General features: G+C 67.4%; 17 protein-coding genes. 14 read left to right on the top strand and 3 right to left on the bottom strand.

Translation table 11 applies throughout. The features are described 5' to 3' along the window. The first annotated feature begins 68 nt into the window (after positions 1 to 68). Positions 69 to 374, top strand: a complete 306-nt coding sequence (locus U5798_RS03410) for a hypothetical protein (RefSeq protein WP_124448797.1) — start codon at positions 69 to 71, stop codon at positions 372 to 374. Positions 375 to 471: 97 nt separating this feature from the next. Here the strand turns inward: U5798_RS03410 and wrbA are convergent, their stop codons facing one another. After that, a complete protein-coding gene (wrbA, locus tag U5798_RS03405) occupies positions 472 to 1,074 on the bottom strand; it encodes an NAD(P)H:quinone oxidoreductase (RefSeq protein ID WP_124448795.1) in 603 nt (200 codons plus the stop codon). A gap of 61 nt (positions 1,075 to 1,135) precedes the next feature. Beyond that, positions 1,136 to 1,861, bottom strand: a complete 726-nt coding sequence (locus U5798_RS03400; RefSeq protein ID WP_124448793.1) for a pirin family protein — start codon at positions 1,859 to 1,861, stop codon at positions 1,136 to 1,138. Between the two features lie 128 nt (positions 1,862 to 1,989). On the opposite strand from U5798_RS03400, the gene U5798_RS03395 reads away from it, so the two are divergent. The 4 genes from U5798_RS03395 (at position 1,990) to U5798_RS03380 (ending at position 5,575) form a co-directional block, all read left to right on the top strand. After that, a complete protein-coding gene (locus U5798_RS03395; RefSeq protein ID WP_322081181.1) occupies positions 1,990 to 2,907 on the top strand; it encodes a LysR family transcriptional regulator in 918 nt (305 codons plus the stop codon). Positions 2,908 to 3,001: 94 nt separating this feature from the next. Further along, positions 3,002 to 4,123 (top strand): Fic family protein, encoded by a 1,122-nt coding sequence (locus U5798_RS03390; protein WP_124448789.1) that lies wholly within the window; start codon positions 3,002 to 3,004, stop codon positions 4,121 to 4,123. A gap of 29 nt (positions 4,124 to 4,152) precedes the next feature. Then, entirely contained in the window at positions 4,153 to 4,374 is a 222-nt protein-coding gene (locus U5798_RS03385) for a hypothetical protein (protein WP_322081180.1), read from the top strand. A 130-nt stretch (positions 4,375 to 4,504) separates the two neighbouring features. Then, complete coding sequence (locus U5798_RS03380; protein WP_322081179.1) at positions 4,505 to 5,575, top strand: lysozyme inhibitor LprI family protein; 1,071 nt, start codon at positions 4,505 to 4,507, stop codon at positions 5,573 to 5,575. Between the two features lie 22 nt (positions 5,576 to 5,597). On the opposite strand, the gene U5798_RS03375 is transcribed toward U5798_RS03380, so the two are convergent. Next, positions 5,598 to 6,689, bottom strand: a complete 1,092-nt coding sequence (locus tag U5798_RS03375; protein WP_322081178.1) for a LacI family DNA-binding transcriptional regulator — start codon at positions 6,687 to 6,689, stop codon at positions 5,598 to 5,600. Positions 6,690 to 6,930: 241 nt separating this feature from the next. Between U5798_RS03375 and rbsK the strand changes: the two genes are divergently transcribed. From rbsK to U5798_RS03330, 9 genes are all read left to right on the top strand, one after another. Beyond that, positions 6,931 to 7,857 (top strand): ribokinase, encoded by a 927-nt coding sequence (gene rbsK, locus U5798_RS03370; protein WP_322081177.1) that lies wholly within the window; start codon positions 6,931 to 6,933, stop codon positions 7,855 to 7,857. 60 nt (positions 7,858 to 7,917) lie between these two features. Further along, positions 7,918 to 9,237 (top strand): MFS transporter, encoded by a 1,320-nt coding sequence (locus U5798_RS03365; protein ID WP_322081176.1) that lies wholly within the window; start codon positions 7,918 to 7,920, stop codon positions 9,235 to 9,237. A gap of 44 nt (positions 9,238 to 9,281) precedes the next feature. After that, entirely contained in the window at positions 9,282 to 10,229 is a 948-nt protein-coding gene (locus U5798_RS03360; RefSeq protein WP_322081175.1) for a dihydrodipicolinate synthase family protein, read from the top strand. A gap of 294 nt (positions 10,230 to 10,523) precedes the next feature. Then, positions 10,524 to 11,327, top strand: a complete 804-nt coding sequence (locus U5798_RS03355; protein ID WP_322081174.1) for a transporter substrate-binding domain-containing protein — start codon at positions 10,524 to 10,526, stop codon at positions 11,325 to 11,327. Positions 11,328 to 11,331: 4 nt separating this feature from the next. After that, positions 11,332 to 12,066: an ABC transporter permease subunit gene (locus tag U5798_RS03350; RefSeq protein WP_322081173.1), complete on the top strand. Its 735-nt coding sequence runs from the start codon at positions 11,332 to 11,334 to the stop codon at positions 12,064 to 12,066. Then, positions 12,063 to 12,830 carry an ABC transporter permease subunit gene (locus U5798_RS03345; RefSeq protein WP_322081172.1) on the top strand — a complete coding sequence of 256 codons (768 nt, stop codon included), beginning with the start codon at positions 12,063 to 12,065 and terminating at the stop codon, positions 12,828 to 12,830. The genes U5798_RS03350 and U5798_RS03345 overlap by 4 nt, the downstream gene beginning before the upstream one ends. Positions 12,831 to 12,856: 26 nt before the next feature. Further along, positions 12,857 to 14,239: an LLM class flavin-dependent oxidoreductase gene (locus U5798_RS03340; protein ID WP_322081171.1), complete on the top strand. Its 1,383-nt coding sequence runs from the start codon at positions 12,857 to 12,859 to the stop codon at positions 14,237 to 14,239. A 337-nt stretch (positions 14,240 to 14,576) separates the two neighbouring features. After that, positions 14,577 to 14,990 carry a DoxX family protein gene (locus U5798_RS03335; RefSeq protein WP_124448768.1) on the top strand — a complete coding sequence of 138 codons (414 nt, stop codon included), beginning with the start codon at positions 14,577 to 14,579 and terminating at the stop codon, positions 14,988 to 14,990. A gap of 237 nt (positions 14,991 to 15,227) precedes the next feature. Continuing rightward, the gene (locus U5798_RS03330; protein ID WP_322081170.1) at positions 15,228 to 16,193 is read left to right on the top strand and encodes an SDR family oxidoreductase; all 966 of its coding nucleotides are present in this window, start codon (positions 15,228 to 15,230) and stop codon (positions 16,191 to 16,193) included. The last annotated feature ends 207 nt before the right edge of the window (positions 16,194 to 16,400 follow it).

Below are 16,400 nucleotides of genomic sequence, written 5' to 3'. Positions count from 1 at the left end.
AAGCCGTCGCGTGCGCGCAGGTGTCCGACCCACAATCAACAATCAACAACCGACAAGGAGATTCGGCCATGAAGCAGTCTCGCGTGGTTTCGGTGGCAGTAGCGGTAACGGCGTCGTTCGGTCTGTTGTTGACCGCCGTGCCGGCGGCATACGCGCAGGATCCGGCGTCCGCGCCGACGCAGAAGCAGCTCGACAAGGCGCAGAAGAAGGCGGCGCGCAAGGCGGCCCGCGCGCGGCACGCGTCGGACCTGAAGGCGATCGGCACCGGCAGCGGCTACCGGCTGACCGGCGACCAGAGCAACTATCCGCAGAACGCCGTGCAAACGGCGCCCGCGACGAAGGCGGCGCCGGCCGCACCGGCGTCGGGCCAGTAACGGCCGCCAGCCGTGCACAGGACGAACGGCGCCGGTTGACCCGGCGCCGTTCGTTCATGTGCGCAACTGCGGAACCGCGGGGCGCGAGGCCGCCGCGTTACGACGCGAGCTTGCTCGCGATTTCCGCGACGTGCTTGCCTTGATAGCGCGCGATGTCGAGTTCGTTCGCGCTCGGCTGGCGACTGCCGTCCGCGCCCGCCAGCGTCGTCGCGCCGTACGGCGTGCCGCCGGTGATTTCGCTCATGTTGACGAGCCCGCTGCAGGCGTACGGCACACCCACGATCACCATCCCGTGGTGCAGCAGCGTCGTGTGGAACGACGTGATCGTCGTTTCCTGGCCGCCGTGCTGCGTGCCGGTCGACGCGAACACGCTGCCGATCTTGCCGACGAGCGCGCCCTTCATCCACAGGCCGCCGGTCTGGTCGAGGAACGTGCGCATCTGGCCGGCCATGTTGCCGAAGCGGGTCGGCGTGCCGAAGATGATCGCATCGTAGTCGGCGAGTTCGTCCACCGTGGCGACCGGCGCGGCCTGGTCGACCTTCACGCCGATCGCGCGGGCCTGGTCGACGGGAATCGTTTCCGGCACGCGCTTGAGCGTGACCTCGACGCCAGGCACCGATTTCGCGCCTTCCGCGATGTGCTGCGCCATCGTTTCGACGTGCCCGTAGGACGAGTAGTAAAGAACCAGAACCTTGGCCATGTTGCGAATCTCCGATTAAAAGGGCCCCGCGTTCAGCGGGGCCCGGTTTCCCGAACGGGCGTCATGCCCACTCGGCCGTCACTTCGACCGGACGCAGGTCGAACACCAGCACTTCGGCGTCCTTGCCGTCCGCGATCGTCAGCGCCTGTTCGCCGCGGATGCGCGCACCGTCGCCTTCGCCGAGCGTCACGCCGTTGACCGTCACGCTGCCGCGTGCCACGTGCACGTAAGCAAAGCGGCTCGGGTCAAGTTCCAGCGTAGTGCTTTCATCGCCGTCGAACAGGCCCGCGTAAATCCGGGTGTCCTGCCGGATCTTCAGCGAACCGGCGTCGCCGTTCGGCGACACGACGAGGGCGAGCTTGCCGCGCTTGTCTTCGGCCGCGACATTCGTCTGCTGATAACGCGGCTCGGCACCCTTTTCGGCCGGCCCGACCCAGATCTGCAGGAAGTGGACCGGCGTGTCCGGCGAGTGGTTGAACTCACTGTGGCGCACGCCCGTGCCCGCGCTCATCAACTGCACGTCGCCCGGCACGATCACCGAGCCGGTGCCCATCGAGTCCTTGTGTTCCAGTGCGCCGTCGAGCACGTACGACAGGATTTCCATGTCGCGGTGCGGGTGCGTGCCGAAGCCGCGGCCCGGCGCGACGCGGTCGTCGTTGATCACGAGCAGGTCGGAGAAGCCGACTTGCTTCGGATCGTAGTAATTCGCGAACGAAAACGTATGACGGGAGCTGAGCCAGCCATGCTCCGCACGGCCACGTTGGTTTGCTGCACGGATTTCGATCATGATTTTTTTCCTTCAAGTCGCCGGTCCTCGGAAGTGGGCCCGGCTGTTCGTTGAGAGGAATCTTAGGTCAATCGATTTGACAAATAAATGGCTGTAGAGATAATGACTGTCGCTATGGAGTGGACAATATGGAACTCAACGACCTGAGGATCTTCGTCGCGACCGTCGATGCGGGCAGCTTCACGGCGGCGGCCGACCAGCTGATGCTGTCCAAGCAGTTCGTCAGCCGCCGCACGATGGCGCTGGAGGCGTCGCTCGGCGTGCGGCTCCTGCACCGCAATACGCGCAATCTCGCGGTGACCGAATCGGGGCAGGAGTTTTATGCGCGCGCGCAGCGCATCCTTGCGGAGATCGCCGACGCCGAGCAGGCGATGTCGGTGCGCAGCACCGAGCTGCACGGCTCGCTGAAGATCAGCGCACCGCTGTCGTTCGGGATCACGCACGTGTCGCCGCTGATCGCCGAATTCCTGTCCGCGCATCCGGCCGTGCGGCTCAACCTCGACCTGACCGACCGGCGCGTCGACCTGATCGGCGAGGGTTTCGACCTCGTGCTGCGGATCGGCACGCTCGAGGATTCGACGCTGATCGCGCGCCCGCTCGGCGCGTGGCGGATGATCGCGTGTGCGAGCCCCGCGTACCTGAAGCGGCAGGGCACGCCGCAGGCGCCGGCCGATCTCGCCGGCCACACGTGCCTGCTGTACGGGCGCGAGCGGCGCGTCGGCTGGGAATTCCGCGTCGACGGCGCGTTGCGCACGTTCGACGTGCAGGGGCCGCTCGTCGCGAACAACGGCGAAGTGGTGCGCGACGCGGCGATCGCGGGGCTCGGTATCGCGCTGCTGCCGCACTTCATCGTCGGCGCGGCGCTCGACAGCGGCGCACTCGTGCCGGTGCTCGACGCGTATGTGCCGCCGCCGATCACGCTCAATGCGGTGTTTCCGCAGCATCGGGAAGGGTTCGTCACGCTGCGCACGTTCATCGGGTTTCTTGCCGAGCGGCTCGGCGACGCGCCGCCGCCCGGGAAGCGCGGCGCGGGCCGGGCGCGGTAGCGGGCCGGCATGCGGCGAATAGGGTGAATATTCTCCGTAGAATTTGCGGAGAATATTGAGCCGTACGGTGAATCGGTGGGATAATCTCCGCATCATGAGCGGAGATTACACTTTCATCTGGGAGTCGGCCGACTGGCCGGCGTGGCGCTTCGACTTGCCGGCACTCGCCACGCCGCTGGCCGACGTCAGCCGTGCGCAAGGCATGCTGGCCGGGCGGCTGGCGGATATCGGCCTGGCGCTGCGCGACGAGGCCAGCCTGGCCGCGCTGACGGAGGACGTCGTCAAGACCAGCGCGATCGAGGGCGAGACGCTGAACGTCGCGTCGGTCCGCTCGTCGATCGCGCGCCGGCTCGGCGTCGACATCGGCGCGCTGGCGCCGGTCGATCGCCACGTCGAGGGCGTCGTCGACATGGTGCTGGACGCGACGAGCCACGCGGCGGCGCCGGTCACCGAAGCGCGCCTGTTCGGGTGGCATGCGGCGCTGTTCCCGACCGGCTATTCGGGATTGACGCGCATCACGGTCGGCGGATGGCGTACGGACGCGAGCGGGCCGATGCAGGTGGTGTCCGGGCCGATCGGCCGGCAGCGCGTGCATTTCGAGGCGCCGCCGGCCGCACGACTGGCGCACGAGGTCGCGCGCTTTCTCGCATGGCTCAATGCCGAAGCGGCGGAGCCGTTGCTGATCCGGGCCGGCCTGGCCCACCTGTGGTTCGTCACGCTCCATCCGTTCGACGACGGCAACGGCCGGATCGCGCGTGCACTCGGCGATCTGGTGCTGGCGCGCGCCGACCGGAGTCCGCAGCGCTTCTACAGCCTGTCGGCGCAGATCCAGCGCGAGCGCAACGCGTACTACGACGTGCTGGAGCGCACGCAGCGCGGTTCGCTCGACGTCACGGAATGGCTCGCGTGGTTTCTGGATACGCTCGGCAGGGCCATCGATCACGCGCACACGACGCTCGACGCGGTGCTGGTGAAGGCGCGCTTCTGGCAGCGCTGTGCAGGCTTCGCGATGAACTCGCGCCAGGTCAAGGTGATGAACCGGCTGCTCGACGGCTTCGAAGGGAAACTGACGACGACCAAATGGGCGGCCCTCGCGAAGTGCTCGCAGGACACCGCGCTGCGCGACATCACCGAGCTTGTCGAGCATGGCATGCTGCGTCGCTCGGTGTCCGGCGGCCGGAGCACGAGCTACGAACTGGTGCCGTTCGACGGCTGATGTCCTAGCGACGGCTTGCCTCGACCGGGATGGACGTCCATCGCGATGTTCCACCGATCGCTTCTGCGCTGCGCCGGCCGCCTGCCACCGACCCGAGCGATGAGCGTAAAGGCCCCGCCGTGCATGACGACGACATCGTGATGGTGTTCATCGGGATCATCGAGCACGCGACGGAAGCCGCGTTGTGCGACGGCATTGTGCACCGCAGCGCGGCCGCCGAAATGGTTGCGACGACATCGAACGTCGATTGATCGGCGTCGCGCATTCGGGTTACGCTCCCGCGGGCGGCGGCATGCGCTGCGTGCCGGGCCGGGCGTTTTTACCTCGAATGTCGCGTGCAGGTAGCTTCTACAGGCGCGCGACCCAGCGACGATCAAGCCGATGACAACTCAGAACCGATCGAATGCGCGCGGACCAGCCGCGATTCCCGCATGTGAAACGCAGCGTACGCACTTGCCATCCATCGCGGCCGCGGCGCTGTTGATGCTGCTGCCGGTTGCGGCACATGCGGCCGGCTTCGACTGCGCGAAAGCCGCTTCGCCGACCGAGAAGACGATCTGTGCGGATACCGCACTGTCGAAGCTCGACGGCGACCTGTCGGCCGCGTGGAAGAAGGCGCTCGCGAAGGGCGGCGATACGGCCGCGCTGAAGGCTGCGCAATTGAAGTGGCTGAAGCAGCGCGACCAGTGCGGCAGCGACGCACCGTGCCTCGGCGACCGCTACCGCGAACGGCTCGCGAGCCTGAACGGCACGCCGCTCGCCGCCGACCGCTGGCAGCAGACGTGGTACTTGACGAGCGACAACCCGTCGTTCGGCGGTGTGCTGACGTTTGTCGGCACGGTACCGCGCCTGCATTTCGAACTAGGCGGCAACAACGGCGCGAATGATGGCGGGCTCGACGGCGACATCGTGCTGCACGGCGACAGCGGCACCTACCGCAAGGACAATTGTCGGCTCGATTTCGACCGCAAGGGCGGCCGCATCCGCGTCACGCAGCAGGGTGCGGATTTCGATTGCGGCGCGGGCGCGGGTGTGGTCTATGCGGGCGACTATGTGACTGCGTCGCAGTTCCAGGCCAAGCCGCAGGCCGACCTGCTGAGCCTCAAGGTCGTGACCGACGCGGCGCAGAACGCGACCGCGCACAAGCTGCTCGGCGCCGACTATCAGACGCTCGTCGACATGGTCAACTACAGCGCGGACCAGAAGGATCTCGACGGGCTCAACGCACACGTGACGTCGTACTGGGTGCGCGGCATCGCGACGACGAACGCGGCGATCGTGATGCGCCGCGGTACCGATCTGTGGATCGGGCTGCTCGTGTTCGATGCGAAGAACAACGTCCGGATGCGCTATTACTCGAACGTGCCGGCGTGGCGGAAAACCGTGCCGAAGACGATCAACGCGTGGCGCGACAATCTCGACAAGACGCTGCCGGTCGACGTGATGCAGTAAGCCGGCGCCGTCCGGCGCATGTTCATTTCCTGCGCGCCACGCCCGCCTTCGTCTGCGCCGGCGGCGCGGCCGATTCCCGCGTGCGCAACTCGGGCAGGACGGCACTCCCGGGCCCCGTGACGCCGTTCTCGAGCGCGTCGAGCAACGCGTGTGCGGCCTGGCGCCCGATCGCGTCGGTGTCGACCCACATCGTCGTCAGCGTCGGCTGGATCTCGCGCGCGAGCGCGATGTCGTCGAACCCGGTGATCGACAATTGAGCGGGCACGTCGATGCCGAGCGCCTGCGCTTCGAGCAATGCCCCGAGCGCGAGCGCGTCGTTGCCGCAGATCACGGCCGTCGGCCGCGTCGCCGCATCGCTGCCGGCGATGGCGCGCAGGCTCGCGCGCCCGAACGCGATCGTGGCCGCACCTTCGTGCTGGTGCACGGGGCGCACCGCGAGCCCGTGCGCGGCCAGCGTGTCGTGAATGCCGCGCAAGCGGGCCTGGACACGATCGTTGTCCGCCGACGGCTGCATGATGATCGCGAAGTCGCGGTGGCCAAGGTCGAGCAGGTGCGTGGTGAGCCGCGCGAACGCCGCGCGGTTGTCGAAGCCGATGCAGCAATGCGGGCTGTCGTCGCGATACGCATAGGTGACGACGTACGGCACGCGATGCATCGCAAGGAGTTCGAACAGTTCCGGCGGATACGCTTCACCGACCAGCGACACGGCTTCCACGCCGCGCGACAGCATCGCGCGCACCTGCGCCAGTGCCTGCGCGGGATCGTAGTTCGAGCAGCCCAGGAACAGCGTGATGCCGTGCTCGGCCATGACCGCCTGCATGCCCGCGACTTGCGACGCGAACACCTGGTCGTCGAGCGTCGGAATGATCGCGCCGGTGATGTGCGTGCGCGTCGACGCGAGCGCGCGGCCGGCCGCATTCGGAATCCAGTTCAATGTGCGCGCCGCGTCGCGCACGCGCTGCTGTACGTCGGCCGACACCTTGCCGGGGTCGTTGTACACGCGCGAGACGGTCGCGGTCGACACACCGGCCAGTTTCGCGACATCGCCGAGTACCGAGCGGCCGCTGCCGCGGCGCGCCCGCGACGTGCCGGCGCGGGACGGGGGCGTGCTCATCGGCGGTCTCCCGGCAGGGTGCGCCTGCCTGCGCCGTGCGTTGCCAGTCGCGTCATTGTTTACCCTCGATTCATGGTGGCCGCGCTTGCATCCACATTCGATCCTGTGAGAATGTAAGCGCTATCTTCCTGATGCTTCGTATTATGTCAGACATGGATTTCACCCGCATCGCGAAATTTTCCGAGACGACAGCCTTTCCGGCCATTTTGTCGGTCTCAAATGTAAGCGGTTACATTCGAGCATGAGCGACACCACTTCACCGCGTATCGCTGTCGTCGGCAGCGTCAACATCGACCTCGTCACGCGCGCGCCGCGCCTGCCGGTGCCGGGCGAGACGCTGCTCGGCACGGCATTCCAGACCGTTCATGGCGGCAAGGGGGCGAACCAGGCGGTCGCGGCTGCGCGCCTGGGCGCATCGGTTGCGATGATCGGCTGCGTCGGCGACGACACGTTCGGCGCACGCCTGCACGGCGCGCTGGCGGCGGAGCGCATCGACGTGACGCATCTGAGCCGGATCGGCGGCACGGCGACCGGCGTGGCGACGATCATGGTCGACGACGGCGGCGCGAACAGCATCGTCGTCGTGCCCGGCGCGAATGCGTGCCTCGATGCCGACCGGATCGACGCGGCGCGCGACGCGATCGCCGGGGCCGCGCTGCTCGTGTGCCAGCTCGAAGTGCCGGTTGCCACCGTCGCATGCGCGATCGCCTGTGCCAGCGAGCGCCGCACACCGGTGCTGCTCAATCCGGCACCCGCGCAGCCGCTGCCCGATGCATTGCTGGCACGGGTCGACTACCTCGTCGTCAACGAGACCGAAGCCGAGTCGTTGACCGGCATCGCCGTCGGCGACGATGCGTCGGCCGTGCGCGCCGCCGACGCGCTGTGCGCGAAGGGCGTCGCCAACGTGCTGGTTACGCTCGGTGCGCGCGGCGTCTGCTGGCGCGGCAGCGCGGGGAACGGCCGTCATCGGGCGATGACGGTGGTGGCCGTCGATACGACAGCTGCCGGCGACACGTTCGTCGGCGGGTTCGCGGCCGCCCGCGCAGGCGGCGCGTCGATGGACGACGCGATCGGCTTCGGCCAGCGTGCGGCCGCAATCAGCGTCACGCGCTACGGCGCACAGACCTCGATCCCGACGCGTGACGAAGTAAACCGTATGGATAACTGAATTCCGCACGCGACGGAATGGCCGGAGTTGGCCGATACCCGTGAAATGGAGACAACCGACATGAACGAAAACCAACCTGTTCCGCCCGCGCCGCCACGCATCCGGCGCGGACAACGCATCGCGCTCGCGCTGTTGATGGCGAGCGGGATCGTCAACTATCTCGATCGCGGCACGCTGGCCGTCGCGAGTTCGGCGATCCGCGGCGATCTCGGCCTGTCGCTCGCGCAGGTGGGGTTGTTGCTGTCCGCGTTCTCGTGGAGCTATGCGCTGTGCCAGTTCCCGGTCGGCGGCCTCGTCGACCGCATCGGCCCGCGCCGGCTGCTCGGCATCGGGCTGATCGTCTGGTCGATCGCGCAGGCGGCTGGCGGCATCGTGTCGACCTTCGGCTGGTTCATCGTCGCGCGCATCGCGCTCGGCATCGGCGAGGCGCCGCAGTTCCCGTCGGCCGCGCGCGTGGTCAGCAACTGGTTTCCGCTACGCGCGCGCGGCGTGCCGACCGGCATCTTCAACGCCGCATCGCCGCTCGGCACCGCACTCGCGCCGTTGCTGCTGTCGATTCTCGTTGCGTCGTTCGACTGGCGCTGGGCATTCGTCGCGACGGGGGCACTCGGCCTCGTCGTCGCCGTCGTCTGGTTCGCGCTGTATCGAGATCCGGTGCGCGCACAACTGTCCGCCGCCGAGCGCAGCTATCTCGATGCCGACGCGCACAGCGTCGCCGCGGTACCGAAACTGACGTTCATCGAGTGGCGCAGCCTGTTCTCGCACGGCACGACCTGGGGGATGCTGATCGGCTACTTCGGCTCCGTGTACCTGAACTGGGTCTACCTGACCTGGCTGCCGGGCTACCTGACGATGGAGCGGCACATGAGCCTCATCCGTACCGGATTCGCCGCGTCGGTGCCGTTCCTGTGCGGGTTCGTCGGTTCGCTGGTCGCCGGCTGGCTGTCGGACGTGGTCACGCGCCGCAGCCGTTCGCCGGTCGTGAGCCGCCGCAACGCGGTGGTGGTCGCGATGCTCGGAATGGTCGCCTTCACGATTCCGGCCGCGCTCGTGCAGAGCAACGCGGTTGCGCTCGCCTGCATTTCGGTCGTGATCTTTCTCGCGAACGCGGCGTCGGCCTGCTCGTGGGCGCTCGCGACGGCGGCCGCCCCGCCGAGCCGTGTCGCATCGCTCGGCGCGATCCAGAATTTCGGCGGCTTCATCGGCGGCGCGCTTGCGCCGATCCTGACGGGCATCATTGCGCAGAAGTGGTCGTTCGTGCCGGCGCTGCTGACGGCCGCGGCGATCGCGTTCGCCGGCGCGATGGCGTATCTGCTGCTGGTGCGCAAGCCGATTCCCGAGCAGGCCGCGAACGCCGCGCCCGGACCGTTGCCGGCATGAGCCCGCGGTCCGCCCACCGTATTCATTGAAGCAAGGAGAAACAGATGCAACACCCGCAGCAATCGAACGTGACCATCGAGGGGATCGTGCCGGTGATGCTGACGCCGTTCGACGACGCCGGTGCAATCGACTACGCCGGGCTCGAGCGGCTCATCGAATGGTATCTGGCGCATGGCTCGGATGCGTTGTTCGCGGTCGCGCAATCGAGCGAGATGCAGTTCCTGAGCCTTGCCGAACGCGCGGAACTCGCGCGCTTCGTGGTCGATCGGGTGGCCGGACGTGTGCCCGTCGTCGCCTCCGGGCACATCAGCGACGATCTCGATGCGCAGGTCGCCGAGCTGTGCGCGGCGGCCGAATCGGGCGCGCAGGGCGTCGTGCTCGTGACCAACCGCCTCGATCCGCAGCGCAAGGGCACTGCCGCGTTGCTCGACCATCTGCACCGGCTGCTCGCGCGCCTGCCGTCGGATCTCCCGCTCGGCCTGTACGAATGTCCGGCCCCTTACCGGCGGCTTCTTTCGGATGACGAACTGCGTGCGTGTATCGATACGGGCCGGTTCGTGATGTTGAAGGACGTGAGCTGCGATCTCGACACGGTGAAGCGGCGTGTCGCGCTCGCCGCCGGGTCGCCGCTGAAGATCCTGAACGCGAACGCCGCGATTGCGCGGGACGCGATGAAGGCCGGGTCCGCCGGCTTCAACGGCGTGTTCACCAACTTCCACCCGGATCTCTACCGGTGGCTGCGTACGCAAGGCGACACGAATCCGGCGCTGGCCGATGAATTGTCGACGTTTCTGGTCTTGTCGGCGGTGTCGGAGGCACTCGGCTATCCGGCACTCGCGAAGATTTACCATCAGCGGATCGGTACGTTCGGGTCGATCAAGTGCCGCGCGATCGACTACGACGTGCGGGAACGATTCTGGGCGCTCGACGCGGTGCTCGACAAGATCGTCGCGGGGACCGAGCATTTCCGTCGGCGGATCGCGGCGCAGTGACGGATCGAGACATCCGGTGCGGCGGCGTTGTTCGACGCCGCCTTCACGCGACGCGTCTGTCTCGAGCGCCTGCATAAGGACGACGCCGTAGAAGCGCGATTCGTTGGGTGAATGACGTCGGTTCGACGGATATGAATTTGGCGCGTGCCGGATCCACACGGGCGGCATATGACCCGATCAGATATCCATCGAAAAAATAACCATTTGGTACACGCTTCGGCAGGCACTACAGTCTCGCATCCTGCTGCCGGCTGCGAAGCCGGTCGTTCCGACGTTATTCCGGAAATTCGCCACATGAATCGTTTGATGCGTTCGAGGGTCCGCCGTGCCGCGGCCGCGCTGTTCGTATTCGGCCTCGCGCCGGTTTCCCATGCGGCCCAGCCGACACTGCGCGTCGGCATCGACGCCGAGTCCTATCCGCCGTTCTTCTCGAAGGACGCTGCCGGCAAGTGGAAGGGCTGGGAAGTCGACGTGCTCGATGCCGCATGCGGCAAGCTCAACGTGCGGTGCGAGCTTACCGACATTGCATGGGACGGCCTGATTCCGGCGTTGCAGAACCGCAAGATCGACGTGATCTGGTCGTCGATGACGATCACCGGCGAACGGCAGAAAGCGATCGATTTCAGCCGTGCGTACTACGAATCGCCGACGGTGTTCGTCGGTGCGAAAAGCGACCGGCGCCGCGTCGACTGCGCGGTGCCCGCGACCTTCAAGGGCCGCGTGATCGGCGTCGAGGCCGGCACGAATTTCTCGGCGTTCCTCGATTCCCGCTTCAAGCAGGACGCGCAGATCAAGGCGTTCGACAAGTTCGACAATGCGCTCGCGGATCTGGTGTCCGGCCGCGTCGACTACGTGCAGGAAGGCAAGGGGCTGTTCACCGCGTTCCTCGCGTCGCGCGACGGCAAGGACTTCGAAGTCAAGGCCACGTGCGCGGACAATCCGGTGCTGGGTCTCGGCATCGGCGCGGGCGTGCGCCACGGTGACGCACTGCGCGGCAAGCTGTCGACCGCGATCGCGCAACTTCAGCGGGACGGCACATGGGATGCGATCACCGCCCGCTACCCGAACCTGAAGGGCACGATCGAGAAGGGCCGCTGACCCGATGGCCGCGGACGATTCGCTGCTCGCGCTGCTCGCATTCGGCGACGGCGGGTATGGCCGCGTGTTCGCGAGCGCGTTCGCGCTGACGTTCGGCGTCGCAGCAGCGTCGTTCTGCACGGGCGCACTGCTCGGCATCGCCGGCGCGCTCGGCAAGCTGTCGCGATACGCCGCGCTTGCATGGCTCGTGCGTCTCTATACGACGCTCGTGCGCGCGCTGCCCGAACTGTTGTGCCTGCTGCTGGCGTTCTACGCAGTTGCGCCTGCCGTCGAAAATGCGCTGCGCGGCAGCGGCCTCGTATCCGCCGACTTCGCGTTCGATCCGTTCGTCGTCGCCGCGCTGTCGCTCGGTTTCATCCAGGGCGCGTATCTGACCGACATCTTCCGCGCGGCGCTCGTCAACGTCCCGATCGGCCAGGTCGAAGCCGCGCACGCGTACGGGATGACGCCGTGGCAGACGTTGACGCGCATCCGGCTCCCGGCCGCGGCGCGGCTCGCGTTGCCGGGCGTCGGCAACGTGTGGCTGAACGCGACCAAGGACGCGTCGTTCATCAGCGTGCTCGGTTCGTTTACGGATCTGCTGAAGGCAAGCCAGCTCGCGGCCGGTGCGACGCGGCACTACGTATTCTTCTATCTCGTCACGGCCGCGCTGTTCCTGCTGTTGAGCATCACGTCGACCGGCATCGTCGCGGCGCTCGAGCGGCATGCGAATCGTGGCACGAGGCGCGCGACTCCATGATCTTCTCGCTGCCGTTCCTGCTCGACACGGTGATGCCGAAGCTGCTCGCCGCGGTGCCGACGACACTGGCGCTGACGCTTCTGTCGGGTGTGGCCAGCATGCTGCTGGGTGTGCCGCTCGCGCTCGCCGCCGGTGCACGCCACACGCCGCTGCGCTGGTCCGCGCGCAGCTGGCTGATGCTGATCCGCGGCACACCGCTACTCGTTCAACTCTATCTGCTGTACTACGGATTCGGTCAGATCGTCCCGCGCGAATGGATGCGCGACAGCTGGGCGTCGCCGCTGCTGCGCGACGCGTTCTGGTACGCGGTCGTCGCGTTGAGCGTGAACGAGAGCGCGTATGTCGCGACGATCCTGCGCGGCGCGATCGCCGGCGTGCCGGCCGGCGAGATCGAGGCCGGCCATGCATACGGGATGACGCGCGTGCAGGTGCTGCGCCGCATCGTCGGCCCGCGTGCGTGGCGGCTGGCGCTGCCCGCGCTCACCGGAGAGGCGATCCTGCTGCTGAAATCGACCGTCCTCGCATCGACCGTTACCGTGTTCGACGTGATGGGCACGGCCAATACGCTGCGCTTCGAGACGTTGCGCGTGTACGAACCGCTGGTCGGTGCGGCCATCGTCTATGTCGTGCTGGTCGCGCTGCTGACCATTCCCGCCGCCCGTCTCGAGAAGCGCGTCAATCGCTACCTGATGCGCGCGCCCGACGACCGCATGCCCGCACGGCGCCGCCGCGCGTCGTCGGGTGCGTGGGCGGCACCCAACTGATGACTGCCCTGGTAACGAAATCCACGATGTCCGATCCTCGCCCCTTGCTGTTTTCCCTGTACGAACAAGCCAGCGTCGGCTGCGGCGGCGCGCCGAGCCTGTGGACCCATCCGGCCGACGAACGGCTGCGCGCGAATACGCTCGCGTTCTGGTCGAACCTTGCGCGCACGGCCGAGCAGGCCGATCTCGACATGCTGTTCTTCGCGGACGTGCTCGGCCTGTACGACGTCTATGGCGGGTCGGCCGACGCCGCGTTGCAGTGGGCGGTCGAGGCGCCCGCGAACGATCCGATGATGCTGATTCCGGCGCTCGTCGCGCAGACCGAGCGGCTCGCGTTCGGCGTGACCGCGAGCACGACCTACGAGCATCCGTTCGCGCTCGCGCGCCGCTTCAGCACGCTCGATCATCTGAGCAACGGCCGGATCGGCTGGAACATCGTGACGTCCTACCTGACGAGTGCGGCGCGCAACTTCGGTCTCGACCGAATGATCGTTCATGACGAACGCTATGCGCGCGCGGAGGAATTTCTCGACGTCGTCTACAAACTGTGGGAAGGGAGCTGGGCGGACGACGCGGTGGTCGCCGACAAGCGCTCGCCGCGCTATGCGCGTGGCGATCGCGTACGGCCGATCGCGCACGAAGGGGCGCACTATCGCGTGCAGGGGCCGCACGTCTGCGCGCCGTCGCCGCAGCGCTCGCCCGTGCTGATCCAGGCCGGCTGGTCGGGGCGTGGGCGCGAATTCGCGGCGAAGCACGCGGAGGTGGTGTTCGTCGCGAAATCGAATCCGCACGAGATTCGCGCAGGCCTCGACGAGATACGCCGGCTGGCGGCCGAACGCGGCCGGGCGGCGGACGACGTGAAGTCGCTGACGGTGCTGCGGATCGTGACGGCGCGCTCGTCGAGCGACGCGAAGGAGAAATATCACACGCTTCAGCAGCATTATCACCAGCACGCGCAACTCGTCAGCTATGCGGGCGACACCGGCATCGACATCGACCGCTATGCGGACGACGAGCCGCTGACGACGCAGACGGAAGGGCTCACGTCCTACGTCGTGCGGCCCGACGGCAGCGGCAAGCCGCTCACCGCCGGCGACGTGCGGCGCAAGTTCGCGAGCGTCACGCGCGGCACCGACCTGATCCTCGTCGGCTCGCCGGACGAAGTCGCGGACCAGCTCGCCGAGCATGCGCAGCTGTCGACGACGAGCGGCTACATGCTCAATCCGCTGGTCAGCCCGGGCACGCTCGACGATTTCGCCGAACTGGTCGTGCCGGAACTGAAGAAGCGCGGCCTGTACCGGACGACGGCACCGGCCGGTACTTTCCGTTCGCGCCTGAGCGGACGCGATCGGTTGCCTGACAGTGCGTATGGTGCGTCGTTCAGGCACTCCTCTGCAGAGGCGGACTGAGCGCAAACCGTTTCGTGCCGGTCTCTTCAGTAGCGATCCGCGCGAGATTTCCGGGTTGTTTGGCTTCGGCCGTGCAAATTGTCCACTAAATTGAGACAGCGAATCATGTTTTGACGGATTGATGATTTCAGGCGAGACAGTAGACTGCACCCGTGCTTCGCCAGAACCGATTCGAAGCGCGCCGCAAGCGGCGCGACCGGACGGATTCTTCGGCAACTGGCCGTGGTATCGGCCGGCGATCCGATCGAGCGAGGAGTGGCCCGTTGCCGGCCACGCGCGCCGCTCCGGCGCGCACCGGCAGCGGCCGCATCAAACCGTCAATTCAAGGGTGATTGCTATGCGTTACGTTTCGCTGGAGTCGAAGAAGGACGAGCTGCTGCTGGCGGCTCGCGTGCTGATGATGATCCTGTTCGTGCTGTTCGGCTGGCAGAAGCTGAACGGCTTTTCGGGCACGGTCGCGTACATGGCGTCGACGGGAAACCCGGCGCCCGAACTGGCGGCCGCGATCGCGGTGGCGGTGGAACTGGCCGGCGGCGCGCTGATCGCGATCGGCTTCTATACGCGTCCGCTCGCGCTGGTGTTTGCCGCCTATACGCTCGCGACCGCGCTGATCGGCCATCGCTACTGGGCGCTGCAGGGGATGGAGCAGTACATGGCGATGATCAACTTCTACAAGAACGTGAGCATCATCGGCGGGTTGCTGTTGCTCGCGCTGACCGGGCCGGGGCGGTATTCGGTTGACCGGAAGTAACGCAGGACGAAGTTTCCGTTCAGTGTGACTGGCGCGGTGCACGGATGTGTACCGCGCGCTGCGTTTTGGGGCGGGCGATGGCGCGGGCACGGCGCGTGTCGGCCGCAACGCCTCGTGTCGGTCGTGTCCGCCGCCAAACTCGGCTATCCTCGGCACGTTCATCGTTCGAACGTCGACCCTGACATTCGAACGTGGATCGCGACCTCGCGCTCCGCCACGTCACCCGAATCGCCGCTCATGCCAAGCCCAACTCCGTCCACCGAACGCAAGACCATCCTCCTCATCGGCGCCTCCGGCCTGCTTGGCCGCGCGGTTGCCGCGTCGCTGGCGAGCGAATCGTCGTTGACGCTACTGGCGACCATCCGGAACCCGCAAAGCGCGGGCGCAAAACTTCTGGCATTGCCGCCGGAAAACATCGCGGAACTGGACGTCCTCGACCAGCCGGCCCTCGAGCACCTCTTCGACACCCGCAAGCCGGCCGCCGTCATCCTCTGCGCCGCCGAACGCCGCCCGGACGTCTGCGAACGCGACCCGGCCGCCGCCCGCGCGATCAATGTCGACGCGCCGGCCCGCGTCGGCGCGCTGGCCGCCCGATACGGCGCATGGACACTCGGCATCTCGACCGACTACGTGTTCGACGGCAAGGCGGCCCCGTACCGTGAAGACGCGACACCGAACCCGCTGAACATCTACGGCCGCACCAAGCTGGAAGGCGAGGCGGCACTCCTCGCGGCATCTTCGCTCTCCTGCGTGCTGCGCCTGCCGTTGCTCTTCGGCCCGATCGCCGACTGGAACGAATCGGCGGTCACGAGCCTCGTCCCGGCCGTTGCCGCGTCCGCGCGTCCGGGTGCCCGCGCGGTCGGCATGGACGCCTGGGCGATCCGCTACCCGACCTACACGCCGGACGTCGCGAAGGTCATCCGCGACCTGACGCTGCGCCATCTCGCGGGCGAAGCCGTCACCGGCATTCGTCACTGGTCGGGCGAGGAGCCGATGACGAAGCACGACATCGCGCAGCGAATCGCCACCGCGCTCGGCATCGACGCGTCGCTCACGCGGATCGACCAGCCGACCGACGCCACGCCGCGCCCGTACGATTGCCATCTGGACGCGTCACGCGTGCGCGCCCTCGGGATCGATTACGCGACGCCGTTCGATACTGCGCTGCGCGCCGTGCTGCGCGATGCGCCGCAGGCGCCGTAGGATCGGCACCGCAAAGCCCGGATTGAAGCCGGTTTCCGTTCGACAGGGCGCGTGGCCGGTGCCCACCGGGTGGCGGGCACCGTGCCTGTCGTCCCGTCATCGAAAGGCGATACACTGCGCGGGTTCCTGATCCAGTCGGGAGCGTCAGGGTACCGGGCGAACCGGCGGCGACGGCGCGGGTCGCGCCACGCGCCCTGACTCATTCGA

The sequence above is a fragment of the Burkholderia sp. BCC1972 genome, assembly GCF_905339605.1.
GTDB lineage: Bacteria > Pseudomonadota > Gammaproteobacteria > Burkholderiales > Burkholderiaceae > Burkholderia.
The sequence above is the reverse complement of the archived record's forward strand: the minus strand, read 5'-3'. Positions and strand labels throughout refer to the sequence as shown.